The 21812-nt window shown below is 66.4% G+C and carries 23 protein-coding genes; 19 read left to right on the top strand and 4 right to left on the bottom strand.

Annotated features, from left to right (window positions below; translation table 11 throughout):
- The first annotated feature begins 10 nt into the window (after window positions 1-10).
- The 9 genes from RF641_RS02875 (at window position 11) to RF641_RS02835 (ending at window position 10060) form a co-directional block, all read left to right on the top strand.
- On the top strand, window positions 11-1372 hold the full coding sequence (locus RF641_RS02875) for an MFS transporter (RefSeq protein WP_161449660.1): 1362 nt from the start codon (window positions 11-13) through the stop codon (window positions 1370-1372).
- A gap of 1 nt (window position 1373) precedes the next feature.
- Window positions 1374-2240, top strand: coding sequence for a shikimate dehydrogenase (locus tag RF641_RS02870; RefSeq protein WP_424572455.1), 867 nt, complete (start codon window positions 1374-1376; stop codon window positions 2238-2240).
- 66 nt (window positions 2241-2306) lie between these two features.
- Complete coding sequence (locus tag RF641_RS02865; protein ID WP_120989636.1) at window positions 2307-3470, top strand: Gfo/Idh/MocA family protein; 1164 nt, start codon at window positions 2307-2309, stop codon at window positions 3468-3470.
- 26 nt (window positions 3471-3496) lie between these two features.
- Window positions 3497-4327, top strand: a complete 831-nt coding sequence (locus tag RF641_RS02860; protein ID WP_424572454.1) for a sugar phosphate isomerase/epimerase family protein — start codon at window positions 3497-3499, stop codon at window positions 4325-4327.
- 69 nt (window positions 4328-4396) lie between these two features.
- Complete coding sequence (locus RF641_RS02855) at window positions 4397-6175, top strand: FAD-dependent oxidoreductase (protein ID WP_424572453.1); 1779 nt, start codon at window positions 4397-4399, stop codon at window positions 6173-6175.
- Window positions 6176-6203: 28 nt separating this feature from the next.
- Window positions 6204-6488 (top strand): YciI family protein, encoded by a 285-nt coding sequence (locus RF641_RS02850; RefSeq protein WP_161449656.1) that lies wholly within the window; start codon window positions 6204-6206, stop codon window positions 6486-6488.
- A gap of 46 nt (window positions 6489-6534) precedes the next feature.
- The gene (locus tag RF641_RS02845) at window positions 6535-7620 is read left to right on the top strand and encodes an alcohol dehydrogenase catalytic domain-containing protein (RefSeq protein WP_424572452.1); all 1086 of its coding nucleotides are present in this window, start codon (window positions 6535-6537) and stop codon (window positions 7618-7620) included.
- Complete coding sequence (locus tag RF641_RS02840; protein ID WP_424572451.1) at window positions 7617-9296, top strand: FAD-dependent oxidoreductase; 1680 nt, start codon at window positions 7617-7619, stop codon at window positions 9294-9296. Before RF641_RS02845 ends, RF641_RS02840 begins: the two co-directional genes overlap by 4 nt.
- The gene (locus tag RF641_RS02835; protein WP_113606601.1) at window positions 9293-10060 is read left to right on the top strand and encodes an SDR family NAD(P)-dependent oxidoreductase; all 768 of its coding nucleotides are present in this window, start codon (window positions 9293-9295) and stop codon (window positions 10058-10060) included. The genes RF641_RS02840 and RF641_RS02835 overlap by 4 nt, the downstream gene beginning before the upstream one ends.
- A gap of 91 nt (window positions 10061-10151) precedes the next feature.
- Here the strand turns inward: RF641_RS02835 and RF641_RS02830 are convergent, their stop codons facing one another.
- Complete coding sequence (locus RF641_RS02830; RefSeq protein WP_424572450.1) at window positions 10152-10649, bottom strand: arginine deiminase family protein; 498 nt, start codon at window positions 10647-10649, stop codon at window positions 10152-10154.
- Window positions 10650-10683: 34 nt separating this feature from the next.
- Here RF641_RS02830 and RF641_RS02825 point away from each other — a divergent pair, with 34 nt between their 5' ends.
- Both RF641_RS02825 and RF641_RS02820 read left to right on the top strand, forming a co-directional pair.
- Entirely contained in the window at window positions 10684-10830 is a 147-nt protein-coding gene (locus tag RF641_RS02825; protein ID WP_424572449.1) for an LPXTG cell wall anchor domain-containing protein, read from the top strand.
- 191 nt (window positions 10831-11021) lie between these two features.
- Window positions 11022-12392 carry a M16 family metallopeptidase gene (locus RF641_RS02820; RefSeq protein ID WP_047121136.1) on the top strand — a complete coding sequence of 457 codons (1371 nt, stop codon included), beginning with the start codon at window positions 11022-11024 and terminating at the stop codon, window positions 12390-12392.
- A gap of 18 nt (window positions 12393-12410) precedes the next feature.
- Here the strand turns inward: RF641_RS02820 and RF641_RS02815 are convergent, their stop codons facing one another.
- Window positions 12411-13193, bottom strand: a complete 783-nt coding sequence (locus tag RF641_RS02815; RefSeq protein ID WP_052772612.1) for an alpha/beta fold hydrolase — start codon at window positions 13191-13193, stop codon at window positions 12411-12413.
- Between the two features lie 48 nt (window positions 13194-13241).
- Window positions 13242-13595: a hypothetical protein gene (locus tag RF641_RS02810; RefSeq protein ID WP_152666954.1), complete on the bottom strand. Its 354-nt coding sequence runs from the start codon at window positions 13593-13595 to the stop codon at window positions 13242-13244.
- A 243-nt stretch (window positions 13596-13838) separates the two neighbouring features.
- On the opposite strand from RF641_RS02810, the gene dapB reads away from it, so the two are divergent.
- Window positions 13839-14597 (top strand): 4-hydroxy-tetrahydrodipicolinate reductase, encoded by a 759-nt coding sequence (dapB, locus tag RF641_RS02805; RefSeq protein WP_047121138.1) that lies wholly within the window; start codon window positions 13839-13841, stop codon window positions 14595-14597.
- On the top strand, window positions 14594-15049 hold the full coding sequence (locus RF641_RS02800) for a tetratricopeptide repeat protein (RefSeq protein WP_047121139.1): 456 nt from the start codon (window positions 14594-14596) through the stop codon (window positions 15047-15049). Before dapB ends, RF641_RS02800 begins: the two co-directional genes overlap by 4 nt.
- Before the next feature lie 99 nt (window positions 15050-15148).
- On the opposite strand, the gene RF641_RS02795 is transcribed toward RF641_RS02800, so the two are convergent.
- Window positions 15149-16336, bottom strand: coding sequence for a heparan-alpha-glucosaminide N-acetyltransferase domain-containing protein (locus tag RF641_RS02795; RefSeq protein ID WP_424572448.1), 1188 nt, complete (start codon window positions 16334-16336; stop codon window positions 15149-15151).
- A 67-nt stretch (window positions 16337-16403) separates the two neighbouring features.
- On the opposite strand from RF641_RS02795, the gene dapA reads away from it, so the two are divergent.
- The 6 genes from dapA to RF641_RS02765 all read left to right on the top strand — a co-directional run bounded on the left by dapA (window position 16404) and on the right by RF641_RS02765 (window position 21809).
- Window positions 16404-17315, top strand: coding sequence for a 4-hydroxy-tetrahydrodipicolinate synthase (gene dapA, locus RF641_RS02790; RefSeq protein WP_424572447.1), 912 nt, complete (start codon window positions 16404-16406; stop codon window positions 17313-17315).
- A 58-nt stretch (window positions 17316-17373) separates the two neighbouring features.
- Window positions 17374-19041, top strand: coding sequence for a ribonuclease J (locus RF641_RS02785; RefSeq protein WP_424572653.1), 1668 nt, complete (start codon window positions 17374-17376; stop codon window positions 19039-19041).
- Window positions 19042-19290: 249 nt separating this feature from the next.
- Window positions 19291-20025 (top strand): hypothetical protein, encoded by a 735-nt coding sequence (locus RF641_RS02780; protein ID WP_424572446.1) that lies wholly within the window; start codon window positions 19291-19293, stop codon window positions 20023-20025.
- 187 nt (window positions 20026-20212) lie between these two features.
- The gene (locus RF641_RS02775; protein ID WP_424572445.1) at window positions 20213-20710 is read left to right on the top strand and encodes a hypothetical protein; all 498 of its coding nucleotides are present in this window, start codon (window positions 20213-20215) and stop codon (window positions 20708-20710) included.
- Between the two features lie 94 nt (window positions 20711-20804).
- Window positions 20805-21242: a hypothetical protein gene (locus RF641_RS02770; protein ID WP_424572444.1), complete on the top strand. Its 438-nt coding sequence runs from the start codon at window positions 20805-20807 to the stop codon at window positions 21240-21242.
- A gap of 162 nt (window positions 21243-21404) precedes the next feature.
- The gene (locus tag RF641_RS02765) at window positions 21405-21809 is read left to right on the top strand and encodes a TM2 domain-containing protein (RefSeq protein WP_082124108.1); all 405 of its coding nucleotides are present in this window, start codon (window positions 21405-21407) and stop codon (window positions 21807-21809) included.
- Window positions 21810-21812 lie beyond the last annotated feature (3 nt).

Raw genomic sequence — 21812 nt, 5'->3', positions numbered from 1 at the left:
AGGACTCATCATGCGATCTGCAACTTCTTCCCCGGATGCCCTCCAGGCTCCCGCCCGTCCACAGGCCCGCCGCGCGGCCGTGTCCGGCTTCCTCGGCAGCGCCCTGGAATACTACGACTTCTTCATCTACGGCTCCGCCGCCGCCCTGGTTTTCTCCCACGTCTTCTTCCCTGACGGCGGTGCCAACTCGGTGCTCCTGTCGATCTCCACCCTGGGCGTGGCCTACGTGGCCCGCCCGCTGGGCGCGGTGCTCTGGGGGCACCTAGGAGACCGTTTCGGACGCCGCAACACCCTCATGGCCTGCCTGCTGCTGATGGGCATTTCGACCTTGGCGATCGGCCTGCTGCCGACCTATGAGCAGATCGGCATCTTCGCACCGATCCTGCTGGTGGTCCTGCGCCTGTTCCAGGGTCTGTCCGCCGGCGGCGAATCGCCGGGCGCCGCTTCGCTGTCCATGGAGCACGCCCCGGAACGCCGCCGCTCCTTCTTCGCCTCCTTCACCATGAGCGGCGTGATGTTCGGCATCGTGCTGGCCACCGTGGTCTTCATCCCGATCGCCAGCATGCCCGACGAGCAGATGCTCAGCTGGGGCTGGCGCATCCCGTTCCTGGCCAGCGTGGTGCTGACCGTCCTGGCCTTCTTCATCCGCCGCCACCTGGACGAGCCTGAGGCCTTCACCGAAGCCAAGGAAAACAACGAGGTCGTCAAGGTCCCGATCCTGGAGCTCTTCGCCCGCCACTGGACCTCGGTGGTGCGCGTGATGCTCTCCTCCACCTTTGCCATGATCAACACCATCGTGAACGTCTTCGCCCTGGCTTATGCGGTGGAGCACAACGGCATCGAACGCACCACCATGCTCGCGGCCATCGCCGCGGCAAACCTGGCCGCGGTCTTCACCCAGCCGCTCTATGGGATGCTGGCCGACAAGATCGGCCGCAAGCCGGTATTCATCGGCGGCGCCCTGGGCGCCGGAGCCATGGTCTTCATGTTCTTCAATGCCATCAGCACCGGCAATGTCGCGGTCATCTTCGTCTCAGCGATCATCCTGATCGGTGTCTTCTATGCGGCCCCGAACTCGACCTACATGGCAGGCTTCCCGGAGCAGTTCCCGGCCAGCGTGCGCTACTCGGGCATGGCCATCGGCCTGATGCTGGGCCTGCTGGTCTCCGGCTTCACCCCGGCCATCGGCACCCTGATGACCTCCGGCGACACCGCCAACTGGATGCCGGTCGCCTGGATGTGCATGGGCTTTGCCACCCTGTCCGCCATCGCCTTCGCCACCGGTCCGGAGACCTACCGCACCCCGACCGCCGAGCTGGGGCTGACCAAGCTGCAGGTCCAGGCGCTGCGCGAGATGCAGGAGAAGAAGTAGCATGCGCCGCACCGCACACCGCATCGGCCTGATCGGCAACGACCTGAGCGGCTCGCTCTCCCCGGCCCTGCACCAGGCCGAGGCCCACGCGCTGGGCCTGCCCGACTACAGCTACGAGCGCATCGACCTGGAGGGGCGGACGGACGTCGACCTGGGACAGGTGCTGCGCGAGTCGCTGGCGCAGGGCTTCACCGGGTTCAACGTCACCCACCCGCACAAGCAGGCCATCATGCCGCATTTGGACGAGATCGCCCCGGACGCCGCCGCCATCGGCGCGGTGAACACCGTGGTGCTCCAGGACGGACGGCTGATCGGGCACAACACCGACCGCACCGGCTTCCTGGCCGGGCTGCGCCGGGGCTTGGCCCGCGACGCGAAGCGCGCCACCGTCACCCTCTTCGGGGCAGGCGGCGCCGGCTCCGCGGTGGGCGCGGCGCTGCTGGACTTCGGCGTGGCGGACCTGCGGATCATCGACACCGACGCCGGGCGCCTGGCCCAGCTCAAGGACCTGCTCACCGCCTCCCTGGGCGCTGGGCAGCAGGTGTCCACCGGCACCCCGGAACAGGCCCGCGGCTGGATCGCCGCCTCGCAGGGCGTGGTCAACGCGACCCCGCTGGGCATGGAAGGCATCGGCGGCACGCCCTTCGACACCTCCTGGCTGGCCGCAGACCACTGGGTGGCTGACGTGGTCTACCGCCCGGTGGACACCGAGCTGCTGCGTGACGCCGCGGCGCACGGCTGCACCACCGTGAAAGGCACCGAGATGCTCGTCGAGCAGGCGGCGGACACCTTCGCCCTGCTGGTCTGCACCGCCCCGGACCGCCGGCGCATGCGCAGCTCGCTGCAGCACCTGCTCGCCGCCGTTTAACCGCCGCGGCCCGGCCTGGCCCGGGCGCACAGCTATCGAAGCACATCGAATCCAAGGACCCACAACATGCCAACACCGCCACGCACCGCCACCACCGACGCACCCCGCTCCCTGCGGGTGGGCATCGTGGGCTGCGGCAACATCAGCGCCAACCACCTCGAAGCGTTCCAAGCCCTGGACTCGGTCACCGTGGCCGCGCTCTGCGACGTGGACGGGGCCCGGGCCGCAGCGATGGCCGCCGAATACTCGGTGGAGCACGCCGTCGATTCGGTAGAGCGATTGCTGGAACTGGGTCTGGACATCGTCTCGGTGTGCACCCCGCACCCCACCCACCAGCAGGTGGTGCTGGCCGCCGCGGCGGCCGGGGTGCATGTGTTGTGCGAGAAACCCATCGCGGTGGACGTGCCGGCGGCCGAGCAAATGGTGCAGGCCTGCGCCGAGGCCGGAGTGAAGCTCGGGGTGCTGTTCCAGCGCCGCTTCTGGCCGGCGGCCGCCGAACTGCGGGCGCAGATCGATTCGGGCGCACTGGGCACCCCGGTGCTCGGCCAGGTCTCGGTGCTGCTGCACCGCGAGCACGAATACTATTCGGCCGCCGGCTGGCGCGGCACCTGGGCTGCGGACGGCGGCGGGGTGCTGATGACGCAGGCGATCCACTACCTGGACTTGCTGCAGTGGTACCTCGGCGATGTGGCCCGCGTGCAGGGCGAAGTCAATACCTACAAGCACGGCGAGCACATCGAGGTGGAGGACTCGGCCACCGCGCTGATCACCTTCACCAGCGGAGCCATGGCCACGGTGCTCGCCAGCACCAGCGCCGACCCCGCGCTGGGCGTGCAGATCCGCATCACCGGCTCCAACGGGGCCAGCGCTGAACTGAGCGAATTCCCCGAAGGCAGCGACGGCCGGCTGACCCTGCAGGCATCCGAGCACAAGATCGCCGCGCGGCCGGTGCACCCGGCTGGCGTTGACGCGAACGTCGAGCTGTCCCGGATCAACGGGGCGCTGAAGGACCACCACCGGGCGCAGATCACCCAGTTCGTGGCCGCGGTCCGCGAGGACCTGGAACCTGCGGTCACCGGCCGCGAAGCGCTGAAGTCCCTGCGCATCTTGCTTGCAGTCTACGAATCCGCCCGGACCGGACGCCCGGTCGACTTCGCTCCGGCTTCCAACCAGCGCACCATCGTCCCGCCGTCCGTCGCCGACCGGCTCTACACCACCGCCCGCGCCTAGAATCTTTCGACCACCAAGGACCCAGCATGAACACCACCACCCAGGAACTCGGACTGGCCCAGCTTTCGCTGCTGGGCAGCTCCCCGGCAGAACTTGTCTACCTGGCCGCCGACACCGGCTTCGACTTCGTCGGGGCCCGCGTACGCCAGGTGACCGAGGAGGAAAAACCCTACAACCTGCAGCCCGGCTCGCCGCTGCTGGCCAAGACCCTCAAAGCGGTCAAGGACACCGGCGTACGGGTGCACGACATCGAATTCATCCTGTTGGACGGCGCCAACCAGCGCGAGGCATGGCTGCAGATGCTCGACGCCGGGCAGGCGCTGGAGGCCAGGACGCTGACCGTCGCCGCCTCGGACGGCAACCTGCAGCGGCTCACCGAGAACCTGGGACTGATGACCGAGGACGCCCAGGGCTTCGGCATCGTGCCGACCCTTGAAGTCATCTCCTACCAGAGCGTGAACACCCTTGAACTGGCCGGCGAGCTGGCTCAGGCCAGCGGATGCCGGATCGTCGCCGACACCCTGCACCTGAGCCGCATCCAGGCCAGCCCCGCCCAGCTCGCGGCCCAGGCCCGGCACGTGGCCATGCTGCAGCTGTGCGACGCGCCGGCCCAGCGCCCGGACACCCGCGAAGGGCTGGTGCTCGAATCGCGCAGCGAACGCATCGTCCCCGGACAGGGGGCCGTGCAGCTGGCAGAGTTCGTGGCCGCCCTGCCGGCCGGAACGCCGCTGAGTGTTGAAACCCCCTCCGACTCGACCGTCGCCCGGATCGGCGCCCGCCGCTGGGCCGAAGAACTCAAGGCCGGGGCGGAACAGGTCCTGGCGCGGGCCCGCACCCTGCGCACCGCCGCGGTCTAAGCCGCGGCACCCACCGAACCGCCAAACACGAACCACCAAGCACGAACACCCAAGAAACGGATGATTTCCATGAGCACCGCAACCCTACGAAGCGCAACCGCCGACACCGCCGCCGATGTCGTGGTCGTCGGCTCCGGCGCCGGCGGGCTATCGGCGGCAGTGGCCGCCGCCTACCACGGACTGAAGGTCATCGTGGTGGAAAAGGCCAAGGTCTGCGGAGGGGCGACCTCCTACTCCGGCGGCTGGGCCTGGGCCCCGGGCAACCCGCTGGCCAAAGCCGATGGCGTGGACGAGGACCGGGAGGAATTCCGCACCTACCTGCAGCACCGGCTGGGGGAGTACTACAACGCCGACCGCGTGGACGCCTTCCTCGAAGGAGCCCCGCAGATGGTGGACTTCTTCCACAACCACACCAGCTTGCAGTTCACCCCCGGCGCGCAGATCAAGGACATCTACGGCAACACCCCGGGCGCCGGCACCGGCCACCGCTCGGTAGGCCCGGCGCCCTACGACGCCCGCAAGATCCCGCGCGAACTGCGCGCCAAGATGCGCCACCAGCTCTACGCCACCAGCTTCCTGGGTATGGGCATCATGGCAGGCCCGGACCTTTCCAAGTTCCTCTCAGCCTCAACCGGCAGCATCCCGGGTCTCATCCACGCCGCCAAGCGCGTGAGCACCCATATGCTGTCCATGGCCGTCTACCGCCGCAATATGCAGCTGGTCAACGGCACCGCGCTGACCGGGCGCCTGATGAAGTCCGCCGACGATCTAGGAGTCGACATCCGCGTGTCAACGTCCGCGGACGAACTGCTCACCGATTCCACCGGTCGCATCACCGGGGTCAGGGTCAGCAGCGGCGCCACGGGCTACACCATCACCGCTGCGCGCGGCGTGGTGCTGGCCACCGGAGGCTTTCCGCAGAACGCCCAGCTGCGCCGGGAACTGTTCCCCAAGACCCCGACGGGCAAGGAACACTGGACGCTGACCCCGCCGGAAGCCGACGGTGCCGGCCTGCGCCTGGCCCAGGCGGTGGGCGCCCGCTTCAACACCGACGTCGCCTCCCCGGCGGCCTGGTGCCCGGTCTCGCTGATCCGCTACCCCAACGGCAGCACCGGGACCTTCCCGCACATCATGGACCGCGCCAAGCCCGGCAGCATCGGCGTGCTGCCCAACGGCAAGCGCTTCGTCAACGAGGCCAACGGCTACTACGACTACGTCACCGGCATGCTGGAAGCCACCCCGGAGGGCCAGCCGGTGGTCTCCTGGCAGATCGCCGATTCGCGCTACGTGCGCCGCTTCCCGCTGGGCATGGCCAAGCCGCTGCCGGTGCCGCTGACCCCGTACCTGCGCAGCGGCTACCTGGTCAAGGGCGACACCCTGGCGGAGCTCGCCGCCAAATGCGGCATCGACCCGGTGCAGCTTGAAAAGACCGTCGAGGACTTCAACGCCAACGCCGCCAAGGGCATCGACCCTCAGTTCGGCCGCGGCGAAACCCCGTTCAACCGCTACGGCGGCGATGCCAAGAACACCCCCAACCCGACCCTCGGCCCGATCCAGAAGGGCCCGTTCTACGCGGTCAAGGTGGTTCCGGGCAGCTTCGGCACTTTCGCCGGGCTGGATGTGGACGCCAAGGCCCGGGTGCTTGACGAGCAGGGCGAGGCCCTGCCGGGGCTGTTCGCCGTCGGCAACGACCAGGCCAGCGTCATGGGCGGCCACTACCCGGCCGGCGGCATCAACCTCGGCCCGGCACTGACCTTCGGCTACCTGGTGGGCCGCGACCTGGCCACGGACCCCTCTGCCGAAAACCCTTCCAGCGAGCCGACTTCGCGTTCCGCCGCCCGCAGCTAACCCGACCATCGAACAAGGAGCATCGAGCATGAACTTCTACGCCATCACCTACACCTACTCGCCGGCCACCAGCGACGCACGGGACCGTGTCCGCCCGACCCACGTCGAATTCCTGCAGCAGCGCTTCGAGAACGGCGAGCTGCGCGTGAGCGGACCGGTGGACTCCGGCGCCGGCGCGCTGCTGGTCATCGGCGCCGAATCCGAGCAGGCGGCGCTGGCGCTGATGGACCAGGACCCGTTCGCCCGCGAAGGCCTGATCGAGCAGCGCGAGATCCGCCGCTGGGACGTCTTCTTCGGCAAGGACAAACTCTAGGAACCCCGGCGGCGGCCCCGAGCCGCCGCCACGGAAGGACAGCACCATGCTCACCGCCACCACGACGGCCAAGCGATGCATTGAATACCGCGAAGTCCCCGCTCCGGCCCCGGCACCCGGCCGCGCTCTGGTCCGGGTCCGGCACGTGGCCCTGTGCGGCACCGACGCGCACATCTGGGACGACGACTACCCGGCCGAGTTGCCGGTCATCCAGGGCCACGAATTCGCCGGAATCATCGAGCAGATCGATCCCGGCGCCGTTGACCCGCGCAGCGGGTTGCCGCTGGTCCCCGGGCTGGAAGTGGCGGTGAGCCCCATGGTCTACTGCTCCCACTGCCCGCCGTGCCTGGACGGGCGGTACAACGTCTGCGAATCGATCTCCTGCCTGGGCTGCTACGAGGACGGGGCGCTGGCAGAAGTCGTCAGCGTCCCGGTGGACAAGCTGCATCCGCTGCCCCAGGGGCTGCCGCTGCATCTGGGCGCGCTGGGGGAGCCCGGATCCATCGCCATGCAAGCGGTCAACCGGGGCACCCCGGTACCCGGAGAAACCGCGCTGGTGCTCGGTTGCGGCCCCATCGGCCTGCTGGCCACGCTGTTCCTGGCCGAACGCGGGGTCCGGGTCATCGCCTCGGACCTGTCCCGGGCACGCATGGATTTGGCCCGCGACTTCGGCGCTGTGGCAGCCTTCGCACCCGGTGGCGGGATCCCGCGGGAGGCCTGGGGAGCCGCCGCGGGACCGACCCTGGTCATCGAGGCCACCGGCGTCCCCGCGTCCTTCGAAACCGCTGTCCGCCTGGCCGCGCCGACCGCACGCCTGGTGCAGGTGGGCATCTCCACCCGCCACGCCTCGCTGTCCCTGCGCGATATTCCCTTCAAGGAGCTGGACATCCGCGGCAGCCGCAACAGCCTGAACCTGATCCCCGACGCGCTCGACGTGCTCGCCCGCCATCAGCAGCAGGCAACGCGGCTGGTTACCCACCGCTTCGCCTTCGACTCGCTGGGCCAGGCCTTTGAAACCATGCTCGACTCCAGCCAAGCCGTCGGCAAGATCGTCATCGACCTGCCTGTCACTGGAGCAGGCATCCCACCGCAGGCCGGCACTGCCCGCCTGGAAAGGAGCACCGCCAGATGAGTACGACCCCCGAATCGACTCGCAACCCGCTGACCGCCATTCAGGAGCTGGATTCAGGCTACGACCTGGTGGTTCTCGGTTCCGGAGCCGCGGGACTGACCGCGGCGGTCCGGGCCGCCGCGTCAGGAGCCAGCGTGCTGGTGCTGGAGAAGGCCGGCAAGCTCGGCGGCACCAGCTCGGCCGGTGGCGGCGTCATCTGGGCGCCGAACAACCACCTGGCCAAGCAGGCCGGCTACCGGGACAGCGCCGCGGCCGGCGCCGCCTACCTGAAGGCCGCGGCCGGCCAGGTGATGAGCTCGGAGGAGATCGACTGGTTCGTGGACACCAGCGCGCAGGCGGTGGAATTCCTGGACACTCATACCCGGGTACGGCTGGTGCCGCTGGGGCGCCCGGACTACCACATGGAATGGCAGGGCGCGGCGTCCGGCGGGCGCAGCCTGGACAACGTGCCGTTCACCACCGAGGACTATCCGGGTCTGGCCGATGCGCTGCGCCAACCCACCTATTTCCCGCTGCTGAGCATGATCGAACGCGACGAGCTCAACGGCCGCGCCCCGGATCCGGAACTGCTGGCCCGGCGCAAGGCGTCGGGGGTGCGCACCATGGGCGGCGCGCTGGTCGGCTCGCTCGCGGCGAGCGCGCTGGACCGCGGCGTGCAGCTGGCGCTGGATGCAGAAGTCACCGGCCTGCGGCGGGAACAGGACGGCTGGATCCTCGAAGTAGCCGGCAAGCGGCAGGTCAGCGCCGTCAGCGTGGTCATCGCCTCGGGCGGATTCGAATGGAACCCGAGGCTGCGCGAGACCTACCTGTCATTCGATGTGACCCCGATCAGCGCGCCGTCCAACGAGGGCAGCGGCCTGGAGCTGGCGTTGGCCGCCGGCGCCGCGGTCAAGGACATGACCGCGATCTGGGGTGTGCCGGTGATCGCCGCTCCGGACGCCGAGTACGACGGCAAACCCTCCGGACGCATGGCGAATGTCGAGATGACCCTTCCGGGATCCATCACCGTCAACGCCTCCGGCCGGCGGTTCGTGAACGAGGCACTGAACTACCACGATCTGTGCCGGGTCTTCGGCAACATCGACCCGGTCAGCTCGGCCCTGCAGAACAGCCCAGCCTGGCTTGTCTTCGACGCTGACTATTTCGCAAAGTACCCGGTGGCCGGTTCCACGCCCGGGGTACGGCCCGACTGGATGCACAGCGCGCCGACGCTGCGGGAGCTGGCCGGGGAAGTGGGCATCGACGCGGCGGCACTGCAGGAGAGCGTCGAACGCTTCAACATCGGCGCCCGGGCGGGTGCGGACCCCGAGTTCGGCCGTGGCGCCACCGAGCAGGACCGGCATCTGGGGGATGCCGCGAATGCGCCCAACCCGTGCCTCGCCCCGTTGCAGCGGGGGCCGTTCTACGCGGTGCCGATCCATCCCGGCGTGCTGGGAACCTCGGGCGGGCTGTCTACCAACGAGCATTCCCAGGTGCTGGATCGCCACGGCGAACCGATCACCGGGCTGTATGCGGCGGGCAATGCCTCGGCAGGGGTGTTCCGCAACAACTACCCGGGCGGGGGCGCGACCCTGGGCTCGGCCGTCACCCGCGGCTACGCGGCCGGCGCCCACATTGCCGGCGCCCATGCGGCCCGGGAGCAGGCCGCAGCGGCATTGGTGGAGGCTGGCAAATGACGGATCAGGCATCCGCTGGCGTCCCCGGGCAGTTCGTTCCCTGGGAGGGGCGCTTTTCCGGGCGGGTGGTGCTGGTCACCGGGGCGGCCGGAGGACTGGGCGCCGACGCGGTGCGACGGCTGGCAAAGGAGGGAGCCACCGTGGTGGCCACCGACCTCGTCAAGCCACGGACCCCGCAGGCGGCGCTGTCCCTGGATTTGGACGTCGCGGATCCGCAGGCTTGGCAAGCCGCCGCACACAGCATTCGCGAGGCCTACGGCCGGCTGGACGGGGCACTGTTCTGCCACGGCATCCAGGGCCCGGAATATGCGGTGCAGGATGTGCCGGCGGCCGGGTGGAAGAAGACCCTTGAAATCAACCTGGACGGCTGCTTCTACGGTTTGCAGGTGGTTCTCCCGCTGATGAAGCAGGCAAACTACGGGCGCATCGTGATGCTCTCCTCCATTGCCGGGCGCGAAGGCAACGAGAACATGAGCGCCTACGCGGTGTCCAAGGCAGGGATGATCACCCTGGCCAAGGCAGTGGCCAAGGAAACCGCTCGCTTCGGGATCACCATCAACTGCATCGCTCCTTCGATGTTCAATACCCGGCTGCTCGAAGACCTCAGCCCCGAACGCAATGCGGCGCTGCTCGCGCGGGTTCCGATGAAACGCGTGGGGGAGCCGCAGGAATTCTCGGCGCTGGCCCTGTGGCTGCTCTCGCCCGAAGCCAGCTACATGACCGGGCAGGTGCTGGACCTCAGCGGGGGCCGCAACACCGCGTAAACACCAGGAGACAGGGACGCAAAGTTGATGCCCGGAGCCGCAGCCAGCATCGTGGCCGCGGCTCCGGGCATCCGCGTGTTTTCCGGACCGGCTAGAAGTCCACGGCCTCGCGCGAGAGCGGATTGGTCATGCAGTGCCCGCCGCCGCGGCCGCGTCCAAGTTCTGCTCCGACAATCGTGATGACTTCCACGCCTTCCTTGCGCAGCAGCGCATTCACATGCGTGTTGCGGTCGTAGGCGAACACCACGCCGGGCTCCACCGCTACCAGGTTGTTGCCCGAGTCCCACTGCTGGCGCTCGCCGGCATACCATCCGCCGCCCGGCTTGATGGCGCGCAGCTTCTTCAGGCCCAGCGAATCGGCCACCACGTCCACAAACGGATTTTTCTCCTCGAAGACCGCCACCGATCCGTTGTCGGCAGGGCGCAGCGAGAAGGTGTGGATGCCGTCAACGATGTCCGGGAAGTAGGGCACCACATCGCGGTCGGCGAAGGTGAACACGGTATCCAGATGCATGGCGGCGCGCAGCTTCGGCATCCCGGCAACTACCACGCGTTGCGCGGCGCCGGCGGCGAAGAGGTTCTGTGCCACCTGGGTGATGGCCTGCCGGCTGGTGCGCTCACCTATGCCACCATCCGCCAGCGGGGACAAGCCACAGGACGAAGATTTGGCTCAGACCGGTATCGCTGCAGCGGCACTGATGGGACTTGCAGGCGTGCTGATCCTGCTGGGAACCATTGCGGTCCTGGCGAGAAAGCGCCGGGCTTACTAATCAAGTTGAATTGATGCACCGATGGTGCCAGTCGGAACCGACTGGCACCATCGGTGTTTTTGACCGAACACACTTTCCTGCCGCCAGCCGGCCGGTGACAGTTGCCAACACTTTTCGCCCGCTGTGCGAGAATTAATGAACGATTGCCAGCATGGTGCTGGCTGACTTCGAGCGATCTAAGGACGTACCCAGTGGTCATGATTCCGTTGCCGTTGCATTCGGTGGAGGATCAGCAGTTTTCGCCTCTCGACCCCGCGGACCTCACGCTGGTTCACCGCGGCGAGGGCGGTTCGGAAGTTCGCCGCAGCATCCTGCCCGGCGGCGTCCGCGTCTTGACCGAAGCCATGCCGGGGCAGCGCTCGACCACCGTGGGGTTCTGGGTTCCGGTTGGTTCGCGTGACGAGGAAGCCGGGCACTACGGCTCGACCCACTTCCTGGAACACCTGCTGTTCAAGGGCACCACCAAACGCAGCGCGCTGGAAATCGCCCAGTCCTTCGACGCCGTCGGCGGCGAATCCAATGCGGCCACCGCCAAGGAATCGACCTGCTACTACGCGCGGGTCCTGGACACCGACCTGCCGATGGCCATGGAAGTCATTGCGGACATGGTCACCTCGGCCGTCATCGACCCGCATGAGCTGGAGCAGGAACGCGGTGTCATTATCGAGGAACTGGCCATGGACGCCGATGACGCCACGGATGTCGCGCACGAGCACTTTGTCGCCCGCGTCATGGGCAACCACCCGCTGGGCCGCCCCATCGGCGGCAGCCCTGAAGAGATCATGGCGATTTCCCGCGAGGCGGTGATGGAGCACTACCGCGCCCACTACCGTCCGAGCGAACTGATCGTCACCGCGGCAGGCTCGCTGGACCACGAGGAACTGTGCTCCATGCTGATGACCGCGCTGAGCGACGCCGGATGGGAACTGGACCCGCTGGCCGTGCCCGAGCCGCGCCGCAACCCGGAGCCGGCAAAAATCACCAGCATCCCCGGACTCGAAGTCATCAACCGCCCGGTGGAACAGGCAAACATCATCATCGGGTGCACCAGCATCACCGGGCACGACGACCGCCGCCAGGTGCTGGCGGTGCTCAACGCCGTGCTCGGAGGCGGCATGAGTTCGCGGCTGTTCCAAGAGATCCGCGAAAAGCGCGGCCTGGCCTACTCCACCTATTCCTTCTCCGCGGCGTACACCGACGCCGGTTACTTCGGCATGTACGCCGGCTGCGCTCCCGGCAAGGCCGCCGAGGTCATCGGGCTGCTCGGCGCTGAACTTGACCGGCTGGCCCAGCAGGGCATCTCTGCCGAGGAACTGTCCCAGGCCAAGGGCCAGCTGGCCGGTGGCACCGTGCTGGCGCTGGAAGATCCGGGAAGCCGCATGTCCCGACTGGGGCGCGCGGAAATGATCACCGGAGAATTCCAGGACATTGATGAAGCCCTGTCCCGCGTGCATGCCGTGACTGCCGAGCAGGTCCAGGCGCTGGCACAGGAACTGGCCGCCCGGGAACGGGTCATCACCGTTGTGGGGCCGTTCGAAAACGAGGCGGCGCTGGGCCTGTAGGAGGATGTGGCCCTGCGGTCAGGCAGCTTCGGCCGGAACCGCGGGGACCCCAGCTGCATGGCCGGCTGCTCCGGCCCGCCGGATGATTCCTGCCAGCTCCGGCGCATGGGAGAAATTGAACCCATGCGCGGCCTGGCGCAGGATCGTCAGCTGGGACCCCGGGGCCTTGGCGGTGAGCCGCAGCCCGAATTCCGGCGGGGAGAGCGGGTCTCTGGTGCCGCACACGACATCCACCGGGCAGCGGACCGTGCCCAGCAGGTCGATGGTCGGATAATCCAGCATCTCCCGGCAGCTCTTGGCCCACCACGGGATGCCGCAGCGCAGGTAGTCCACCGCAAGGATTGCCTTGACCGAATTCAACTCGTTCGGGAAGTCCTCCAGCAGGCGCCGGGTCTGCCGGAACAGGGTGTCCTCCCGGTCGTTAACTGCCGGTGCGGCGACAACCAGGTGCTTGACCAGACCGGGCCAGGAGCGCGCGATTTCGATGGCCACCTGGGCTCCCATTGAATGCCCTACCAGCACCACGTTCTCGGCCTTGAGCTGGCGCAGCGCCAGGGCTACCTCGTGGGCAAACCTGGCCACCGTGACCGGTCTGCCGTCGTCCATGTTCTTTCCATGCCCCGGCAGTTCAGGAACGATCACGCGGTGGTCGGCGGCGAGCAGGTTGGCCAGCGGGGTGAAATACCGGCTGGACGCGCCGAGCCCGTGGATCAGTACCACATCGGGTCCCTGTCCCGCCATGCGCACCGACAGCCGGGTTTTCAGGGACTCGGGCAGTACTCCGAAGTATTCGTGCCTCACGGTGGCCTTTCGTGGTGTCAGAAATGACGGGGCTGGGTTGTGCGGCACTCAGGCTCCGCGGTGGCGCTGTTCGAGCGCGGACCACAGGTCCTCGGGAAACATCTCGTGCACGTCTTTGAGGTACCGGTCGCCGTCTTCGGGTTTCTGAACCGTGTCCCCGGTGATCTTGAACGGGAAAGAGGCTGCTTGGGTGGCGGGCGCGGGGCCCGGGCCCTGCGTCTCTGTGCAGGTTGCCCAGCCGAAGGTGGCGGGATCCCCGATGCGGAAGACCTCGACCTGGCACGACGGCGCGGTGAAGTCAGTGCCGTGATCCTGGACCAGGTCGACGATGGCCTGCTGCTGGTCATCGGCCAGGGCGTCAGGTTCGCTGGCAGCCCCGCAGGCGGTAGTTCCACATGCCAATACCAGCACCGAAAGCGCGCTGAATCCGATTCGCTTGATTGTTTGCCCCACTGAGTCCATGCCTGTCGATCGTGATGTGCCTGCACTCATCTTGGCCTAGCCTGCGCGGGAAAACCAAGCAACCCCACCGCACGGGCCCGCAGTGTCCGCAGAAACACAGCGGCAGCGTCCTGCGGTGCATCCAGTTGAGCTGCGCGTCACGCAAATCCATCGCACGCCTTTGTTGGCGATAGGGTTAAAGGCATGAGTGCACAGATCAAGGTGGCCGTGCTCGGCGCGGCCGGACGTATGGGCTCGGAAGCGGTCAAGGCCGTCACCGACGCAGCAGATATGGAACTGGTAGCGAGCCTGGGGCGAGGGGACGACCTCCAGCAGATCATCGATGCCGGAGCCACCCACATCGTTGATCTGTCTGTCCCCGCCTCCACCGAGCAGAACGTGCGTTTCGCCATCGAACACGGGCTGCATGCGGTGGTCGGCACCACCGGGTGGAGCGACGAGCGCCGCGCTGCGCTCGAAGCGCTCCTGGCCGAGCACCCCGAGAACGGCGTGCTGATCGCCCCGAACTTCGCCTTGGGATCCGTGCTGGCCAGCGCGTTCGCGGCCACCGCCGCCAAGTACTTCGAATCGGTGGAAATCATTGAATTGCACCACCCGAACAAGGTCGACGCACCCAGCGGCACCGCCGTGCGCACCGCCGAGCTGATTGCCAAGTCCCGCGAGGCCGCAGGCGTCGCTCCGAGCCCGGATGCCACCGAAACCCAGCTGGACGGCGCTCGCGGAGCCGAGGTGGATGGCATCCACGTGCATTCGGTGCGCCTGCGCGGCCTGGTCGCCCACCAGGAAGTCCTGCTCGGCGGTCCGGGCGAGCAGCTCACCTTGCGCCATGATTCCTACGACCGCGCCTCGTTCATGCCAGGCGTGCTGCTGGGCTTGCGCACCGTGGCCTCGCGCCCGGGACTGACCTACGGGCTGGACGGTTACCTGGAGCTGGGCCAGTGAAAACAAAACTTTGGGTCGGCGGAATCCTCATTCTCTTCGCCCTGTATATCGGCATGGCATTCACCCAGGCGTTCCGCTTCATGGGTACCGATTCGCTGACGGCAAAGATCATGGGTGTCGCCATTCTGGTGGTTCCCGCGTTCGGCGTCTGGATCCTGATCCGCGAAGTCCTGTTCGGACTGCGCACCGAAGCCATGGGCAAGACCCTGGCCACGCTGGGCGAACTGCCCGAGGACCTGCCGCGCATGCCGTCGGGACGGTTCGTGCGTGAAGCCGCGGATGCCGACTTCCCCAACCACCAACGCGATGTGGAGGAAAACCCGGAGTCCTGGAAGTCCTGGTACCGTCTGGCCCTGGCCTACGAGGCCTGCGGCGACAAGCGCCGGGCGCGCAACTCGATGCGCACGTCCATCGGCTTCTGGCGCCAGGAGCAGAAGACCGGAGCGGTCTAATCCTGCGGCGCATTGCCTACGACAGCACAGGTCCCCGTCTTCCTCGACCAAGGAAGGCGGGGATCTTTTGGGTGTTCGTCGGGAGCCGGCGCCACCGGCTCAGCGGGACGGCGGGGCCGAAGCGCCCCTGCCGGGTGGCTCGGAGTCGGCGCCGCTCAGGACCCGCACCACGTATTCCAGAGGGCCGGTGGACTTGGTGAATCCGAGCCAGAGCCCCAGCGCCGCGGTAGCCGCGCACAGGATCCACCAGATCGCCATCGGCGGCAGGTAGTCCTGCATCAGGGGCAGGACCAGAATATGCCCCGCGTACAGCGTCAACGGGGCCCGTCCCGCCCCGGCAAGGAACCAGCCCACCAGGCCCAGCAACGGAACGACCAGCTGCATCAGGCCGATCGCCGTGACGGCGCAGGCGGCCGCATGGAGGGTGAAGACCAGTGAGGTGCTGTGCGCGGTGGGCAGCCAGATGTAGGAGGGGTCCGCCAACAACGGATCCAGTCTGACTCGCGGTAGACGGCCGGCGGCCACCAGTGCGCCCACGTCGTCCAGGGGGATCCGTACGGCGACTGCGATCTGCTCGGTAAACCGGCTTGTAGCCGCCCAGCCGAGCGCGAGCGTCGTAAGGGCCGCCGCCGCCCCGCCTGCGGCGAGCTTTGCGGCGGTCGCCGGCGAAGCCAGGCACGTGCGCCCCAGCGCGATGCCCAGCAGCCCGAATCCGACCCAGACCATCAGCGGGTAGTAGCCGGTGACCAAGATGTCCTTGAGCAGCAGCCCTGGGGTGAGCAGGTCGAGAAAGGTCGGGTTGTGCCCGAGCGTCTGGCCCTCCCAGGCGTGCGCCAAGGGCCGCCACAGTATAGGCATGATCAGCAGCCATAGGGCTGAGACTACCCAAATTGTTGTTCTTGAGAGCCTCAGGGCCAGAGGAAGCAACAGGAAAAGTAGGCCATAGTGAACCAAAATGACCGCAATGCCTTCATTTGACGGTCCAATCAGCATTCCGAGCACGGCAATAATTGATGCTCTCAGGGCAAGGACTGAGTAAACCTTGGGGTTGGAAAAGCCCCTGCGCGCTAGCGAACGCGTCAGCAGCGTCAGCGAAACTCCGGCCAAAACCATGAACAAAACCGAAGCCCGCCCCGCGGCTACAGCCCCGGTAAACGTAGGGGAGTAGGCCCCTTCGGGCCCCCTTTCATACAGGCTGAAAATGTGGGCCGCGAACATGCCGAGGATGGCGGCAAGACGTGCCGCATCCACCCCCAGCAGCCGTGACGGTTTGCTCGATTGGTCCATGGAGTTATCGCATCACGGAATTGTCGGAAGATGCCATCGCAACATGCGCGAGTGTAGATTTAATCCCATGGCTACAAGTGCAATTGATAATCTGGCGTTCCCCTTTGGCACGGTGCTGACCGCGATGGTCACGCCCTTCACCGACGCTGGTGAGGTCGATTATGAAATGGCCGCCAAGCTGGCCGCCAAGCTCGTGGACGATGGCTGCGACGGCCTGGTCGTCACCGGCACCACCGGCGAGACCTCGACCCTGACCGACGAGGAAAACGTGGGCCTGTTCCGCGCAGTAGTCGCGGCCGTCGGAGACCGCGCCGCGGTGCTCGCCGGATCCACCACGAACGACACCCGCCACTCCATCGCACTGTCGCTGGCCGCCAAGGAAACCGGCGTTGACGGCATCCTGGTCACCACCCCGTACTACAACAAGCCGAGCCAGGCAGGTGTCATCGCCCACGTGAAGGCGATCGCCGAAGCCGTGGAACTGCCCATCATGCTCTACGACATCCCCGGCCGGGCCGGCATCTCGCTGGCCCCGCAGACGATCATCGAACTGGCGAAGATCCCGCAGGTGATCGCGTTGAAGGACGCCAAGGCCGATTACCAGTCCACCACCACCGTGCTGGCCAAGACCAACCTGCATGTGTACTCGGGCGACGACGGGCTGACCCTGCCGCTCATGGCCGCGGGCGCCGTCGGCGTGGTTTCGGTCTCCGCTCACGTCGCGGCCGCCAAATACCGTACGCTGGTTAATGCAATGCATGCCGGGGATCTGGCCACTGCACGCGCTACACACTTCGAGCTGGACCCGATCCAGCGCGGCATCATGAGCCACATCCAGGGCGCGGTCGCCGCAAAATATGGACTTCACTGGCAGGGTGTCCTGCCGAACACCGTCGTCCGACTGCCGCTGCTGGCACCGTCGGACGCAGAACTCGATGCCATCCGCGCGGACCTACGTGAAGGCGGATGGGATCTGTAACGAAAGGGTATAACCGCATATGACTGAGAGTTCAGTAGGAAAGGCCGATTCTGCGCGCATGCAGACCCCGGCCAAGGTGAAGAAGGGGACCATGCGCATCGTCCCCCTCGGAGGCTTGGGCGAAGTCGGCCGAAACATGACAGTGTTCGAGCTCGACGGCAAGCTGTTGATCGTGGACTGCGGCGTGCTCTTCCCCGAGGAGCACCAGCCTGGCGTGGATCTGATCCTGCCGGACTTCTCATACATCAAGGACCGCCTGGACGACGTGGTGGGCCTCGTGCTCACCCACGGCCATGAGGACCACATCGGTGCGGTGCCGTACCTGCTGCGCCTTCGCGAAGACATCCCGCTGTACGGGTCCAAGCTGACCCTGGCCTTCGTCGAAGCCAAGCTGGCCGAGCACCGCATCAAGGCCAACAGCAACATCGTGGTGGAGGGCGAGATCGCCCAGGTCGGCAACTTCGAATGCGAATTCGTCGCGGTCAACCACTCCATCCCGGACGCCCTGGCGGTCTTCCTGCGCACCGAGGCCGGCACCGTGCTGCACACCGGCGACTTCAAGATGGATCAGCTGCCGCTGGACGGCCGCATCACCGATCTGCGCCACTTCGCCCGCCTCGGGGAGGAAGGCGTGGACCTGTTCCTGCCGGACTCCACCAACGCGGAGGTGCCGGGCTTCACCGTCGCCGAACGCGAAATCGGCCCGGTGCTCGAAGCCAAGTTCGCCCGCGCCCGCCGCCGCATCATTGTCGCTTCCTTCTCCTCGCACGTGCACCGCGTGCAGCAGGTGCTGGACGCCGCGGCCATGCACGGACGCAAGGTGGCCTTCATCGGCCGCTCGATGGTGCGCAACATGGGCATCGCCGAACGCCTGGGCTACCTGGACATCCCGCCGGGCGTACTGGTCGACCTGAAGCAGATCGACCAGCTGCCGGACCACAAGGTCGTGCTGATGTCCACCGGCTCGCAGGGTGAGCCGATGGCCGCGCTCTCGCGCATGGCCAACGGCGAGCACAAGGTGCAGATCAACCCGGGCGACACCGTGATCCTGGCTTCCAGCCTGATCCCGGGCAACGAGAACTCGGTCTTCCGCGTGATCAACGGCCTGATGCGCTTGGGCGCCGAGGTCATCCACAAGGGCATGGCCAAGGTCCACGTCTCCGGGCACGCCTCGGCCGGCGAGCTGCTGTACTGCTACAACATCCTGCGCCCGAAGAACGTGCTGCCGGTGCACGGCGAAACCCGCCACCTGATCGCCAACGGCCGCCTGGCCGCGCAGTCGGGTGTGCCGGAGGAGAACGTGCTGCTGGCCGAGGACGGCTCGGTCATCGACCTCAAGGACGGCGTGGCCAAGCTCGTCGGCCAGGTCGAATGCGGATACGTCTACGTTGACGGCTCCAAGGTCGGCACCATCACCGACGACGACCTGAAGGACCGCGTCACCCTGGGCGAGGAGGGCTTCATCTCGGTCATCACCGTGATCAACCGCCAGAACGGCACCATCATCTCCGGCCCGGACATCCACGCCCGCGGCGTGGCCGAAGAGGACTCGGTCTTCAACGAGATCAAGCCGAAGATCGCCGCCGCGATCGTGGAGGCGGTTGCGAACAACCCGAACCACACCACGCACCAGCTGCAGCAGATCACGCGCCGCGTGATCGGCTCGTGGGTTTCGCGCAAGCTGCGCCGCCGCCCGATGATCGTACCTGTGGTGCTCGAAGCCTAGGCTTCTGGAACACCGAACCGCGGAACCCTGCCCCCGGGCGGGGTTCCGCTGTTTAACCCTGCGTTGTGCGATCCGCGGGTCGCCCGGTCCGTCGCGCGGCAAGGGCCGCACCCCAACGATTTATTCGTGATGTCGAGCCAGGGCGAAATATTCCGGCGAAAACCAGTAAAAATGTCCGATGCCTCCCAGATGCTTTGTTGAGCTCGATGTCGCAACGGCATCGCACTCACACGCATTCTGGGGGACCTCATGAGGAAAACTGCACTATCACGCGCCATGGGCGCGCTGGCAACGATGGGCCTGGTCGGGGCCCTCACCGTGGCCGCGGCTCCGGCGCAGGCCAGCGAACGCTCGATCGACATCACCGGCTATTCGGTGTCGTCGATCACCGTCGGGGACTCGAGCTGCCGCAATATTCCGGTGTCTGCCAGCACCAAGATCAAAGGCGACTACGTCGATTCCTATGGGATTATCGACGTCACGCGAAACGGCGGTGTGGTTGATGCCTTGTGGATGGAGGGACGTCGCGTATCGGACAGGGCCTCTGTCTGCCCGAGCCTTTACGGCTTGGGTGCCTACAAGGTTGGACCGGCTGACATCTTCGCCGAGTACGACTACTGGGATTCGTACTTCGGCGAATACTTCTCCGACTACAGCGATTACACCGACTACAGCAGCAAGACGTTCTATGTGCGGGGCAAGACCAAGAGCACGCTGAAAGCGACCCGCTCGGGTAGCAAGGTCACCTTGACGGCCACGGCACAGGTTTATTCGCCGGAGAAGTACCGCTACGCCCAGTACAACGGCAAGAAGGCCAAGTTCCAGGTGAAGTCGGGCAACACCTGGAAGACCTTGAAGACCGTTGACCTCAAGAAGGGCACGGCGAAGATTACCGTGAAGCAGCCGAAGAAGAAGAGCTACAGGCTGACGATCCCGACAGCAACATGGGCCGCGTCCACCACAACCAAGACCGTGACCAAGTAGTCTTATCCGCGATGCCGTAGCGGACCGGTTGCTCAGAAGCCTGCATCGTCCCGCCAGCCAGGGGAAGATGCAGGCTTTGCGCCGTCCGCAGGCCTCGTCGAGTCGAATCTGAGCAGGTTTGCGGAACAAGGCGTCATCTCCGGATTCCTCGGCGTCGACCGCGAAGCCCCCGGGCTAGGATTGGCCTATGATCCGTCAACGAGCACGCGACCTCGGCACCATGGGCAAACGGCTGTTCTGGACAGCCGCGGGCCTCGGGGTGCTGTCCGGAACGATTTCCGTCGCCGCTTGGTGGGGACCCCAATTCATCGGGACAGCAGCGGAGGAGATGCTTGATGGCGGCTACCTCCTGGATCTGGCATTGGTGGTGCTTCCGGCCGCGATGCTCAGCGGCTTGGCGCTGGGAATACTCTCGTGGTCTGCGACCTATGCGGCCTTGGGAATCCTCGAAGCCCGACGCCCGAAAGCGACGGCACTTCAGCAAGCAGCCGCCGGTGGCATGGGCTCAATGACCGGCGGGCTGATTCCCGCAGTGCTGATCTTCTCAACCGTTCTCAGCGAGGAACCAAATCTAGGATTCGTCTACGCCACCACCTTCGGCCTGCTGGCGTGGTGCTTCATCTTGGCTTTCGGAACCCTGCTGGTGTTGAACCGCGCGGATGCCAGCCAAGGGCCCGCGACATGACAGCCCGTACCAGCAAATTATTTGCCCAACGAAAGGTTCTGCCCACGTGTCACACGCTCCCGCACCGGAAGTTCAACGGATTTCACTTCGCTTAGTGGCTGGAACGGTGCTTGTCGGCGCAGTGCTCGGCGCTTTGCTGGGAATACTGAACCACTGGGGTCTACTGGTCGAAACGTTGACAACCTCGGGACGACTGACGGATTCGTTCGCCATAGCTTTCGGCGCACTGGCCAACGGAGCCATGCTCGGCGCCGGCGCCGGGCTGATTCCCGGGTTGGGCGCCCTCGCTGGAATGGCGCTCCAGGCTCGTCGCCGGAATCCGGGCAGTGCGGCAACCCCGCGGGGTGCAGCGGCCACCGGGGCCGCCGTGGCGACCCTGCTTGTTTCCGGCGCCGGATTGCTGCTTCTCTTGCCGGGCGCACCTGCAGGCTTCTGGATCTGGAGTGCGGCAGGGTACCTCGCACTGTCCGTGTCAAGCGTTTGGATGATCACGCCAAGGTTGTCCGGACGCAATGCCGAATCAGCGGCCTGAGAGGCCAACCCGTTGTGAATCCATGTGTAGTTGGTAGGAGATGCCGCTATTCACTAGTGTGGATCCCGAGGAATCTCTAGATCAGTTGTGCTTAAACATTGGTCTCCCATCCTCATTGAGGCCAGCGCCTCACCACCATCAACCGCATCGCGAGGATTCCTCATGTCAGTTCCGCCAAACCCGCCGAATTACTACGCCAACTCCACCAGCTCGTATCCGTCCAACCCTTACGAGCAGCACAACAACGGTGAAGGCCACAAGAGCTTCATTGCAACGTGGCTGCTCTCGTGGTTCCTCGGAGGTCTGGGCATCGATCGCTTCTACCTCGGGAAGATCGGCACCGGAATCCTCAAGCTGATCACCCTCGGCGGTTTCGGCATCTGGCTCATCGTGGACATCATCTTGATCCTTGCCGGCGGCATGCGCGACAAGTACGGCTACCGTCTGGCCGGGTACGAAGAGCACAAGAAGACCGCATGGATCATTTCGATCATTCTGCTGGTCCTCGGAATTGGTTTCGGCAGCGTGAACGCCCCGGACTACCTCGATCAGTGGCAGTCCTTCTAAAGA

Source organism: Arthrobacter sp. 'calajunan', from assembly GCF_046940185.1.
In the GTDB taxonomy this organism is placed as follows: domain Bacteria; phylum Actinomycetota; class Actinomycetes; order Actinomycetales; family Micrococcaceae; genus Glutamicibacter; species Glutamicibacter soli.
The sequence above is the reverse complement of the archived record's forward strand: the minus strand, read 5'-3'. Positions and strand labels throughout refer to the sequence as shown.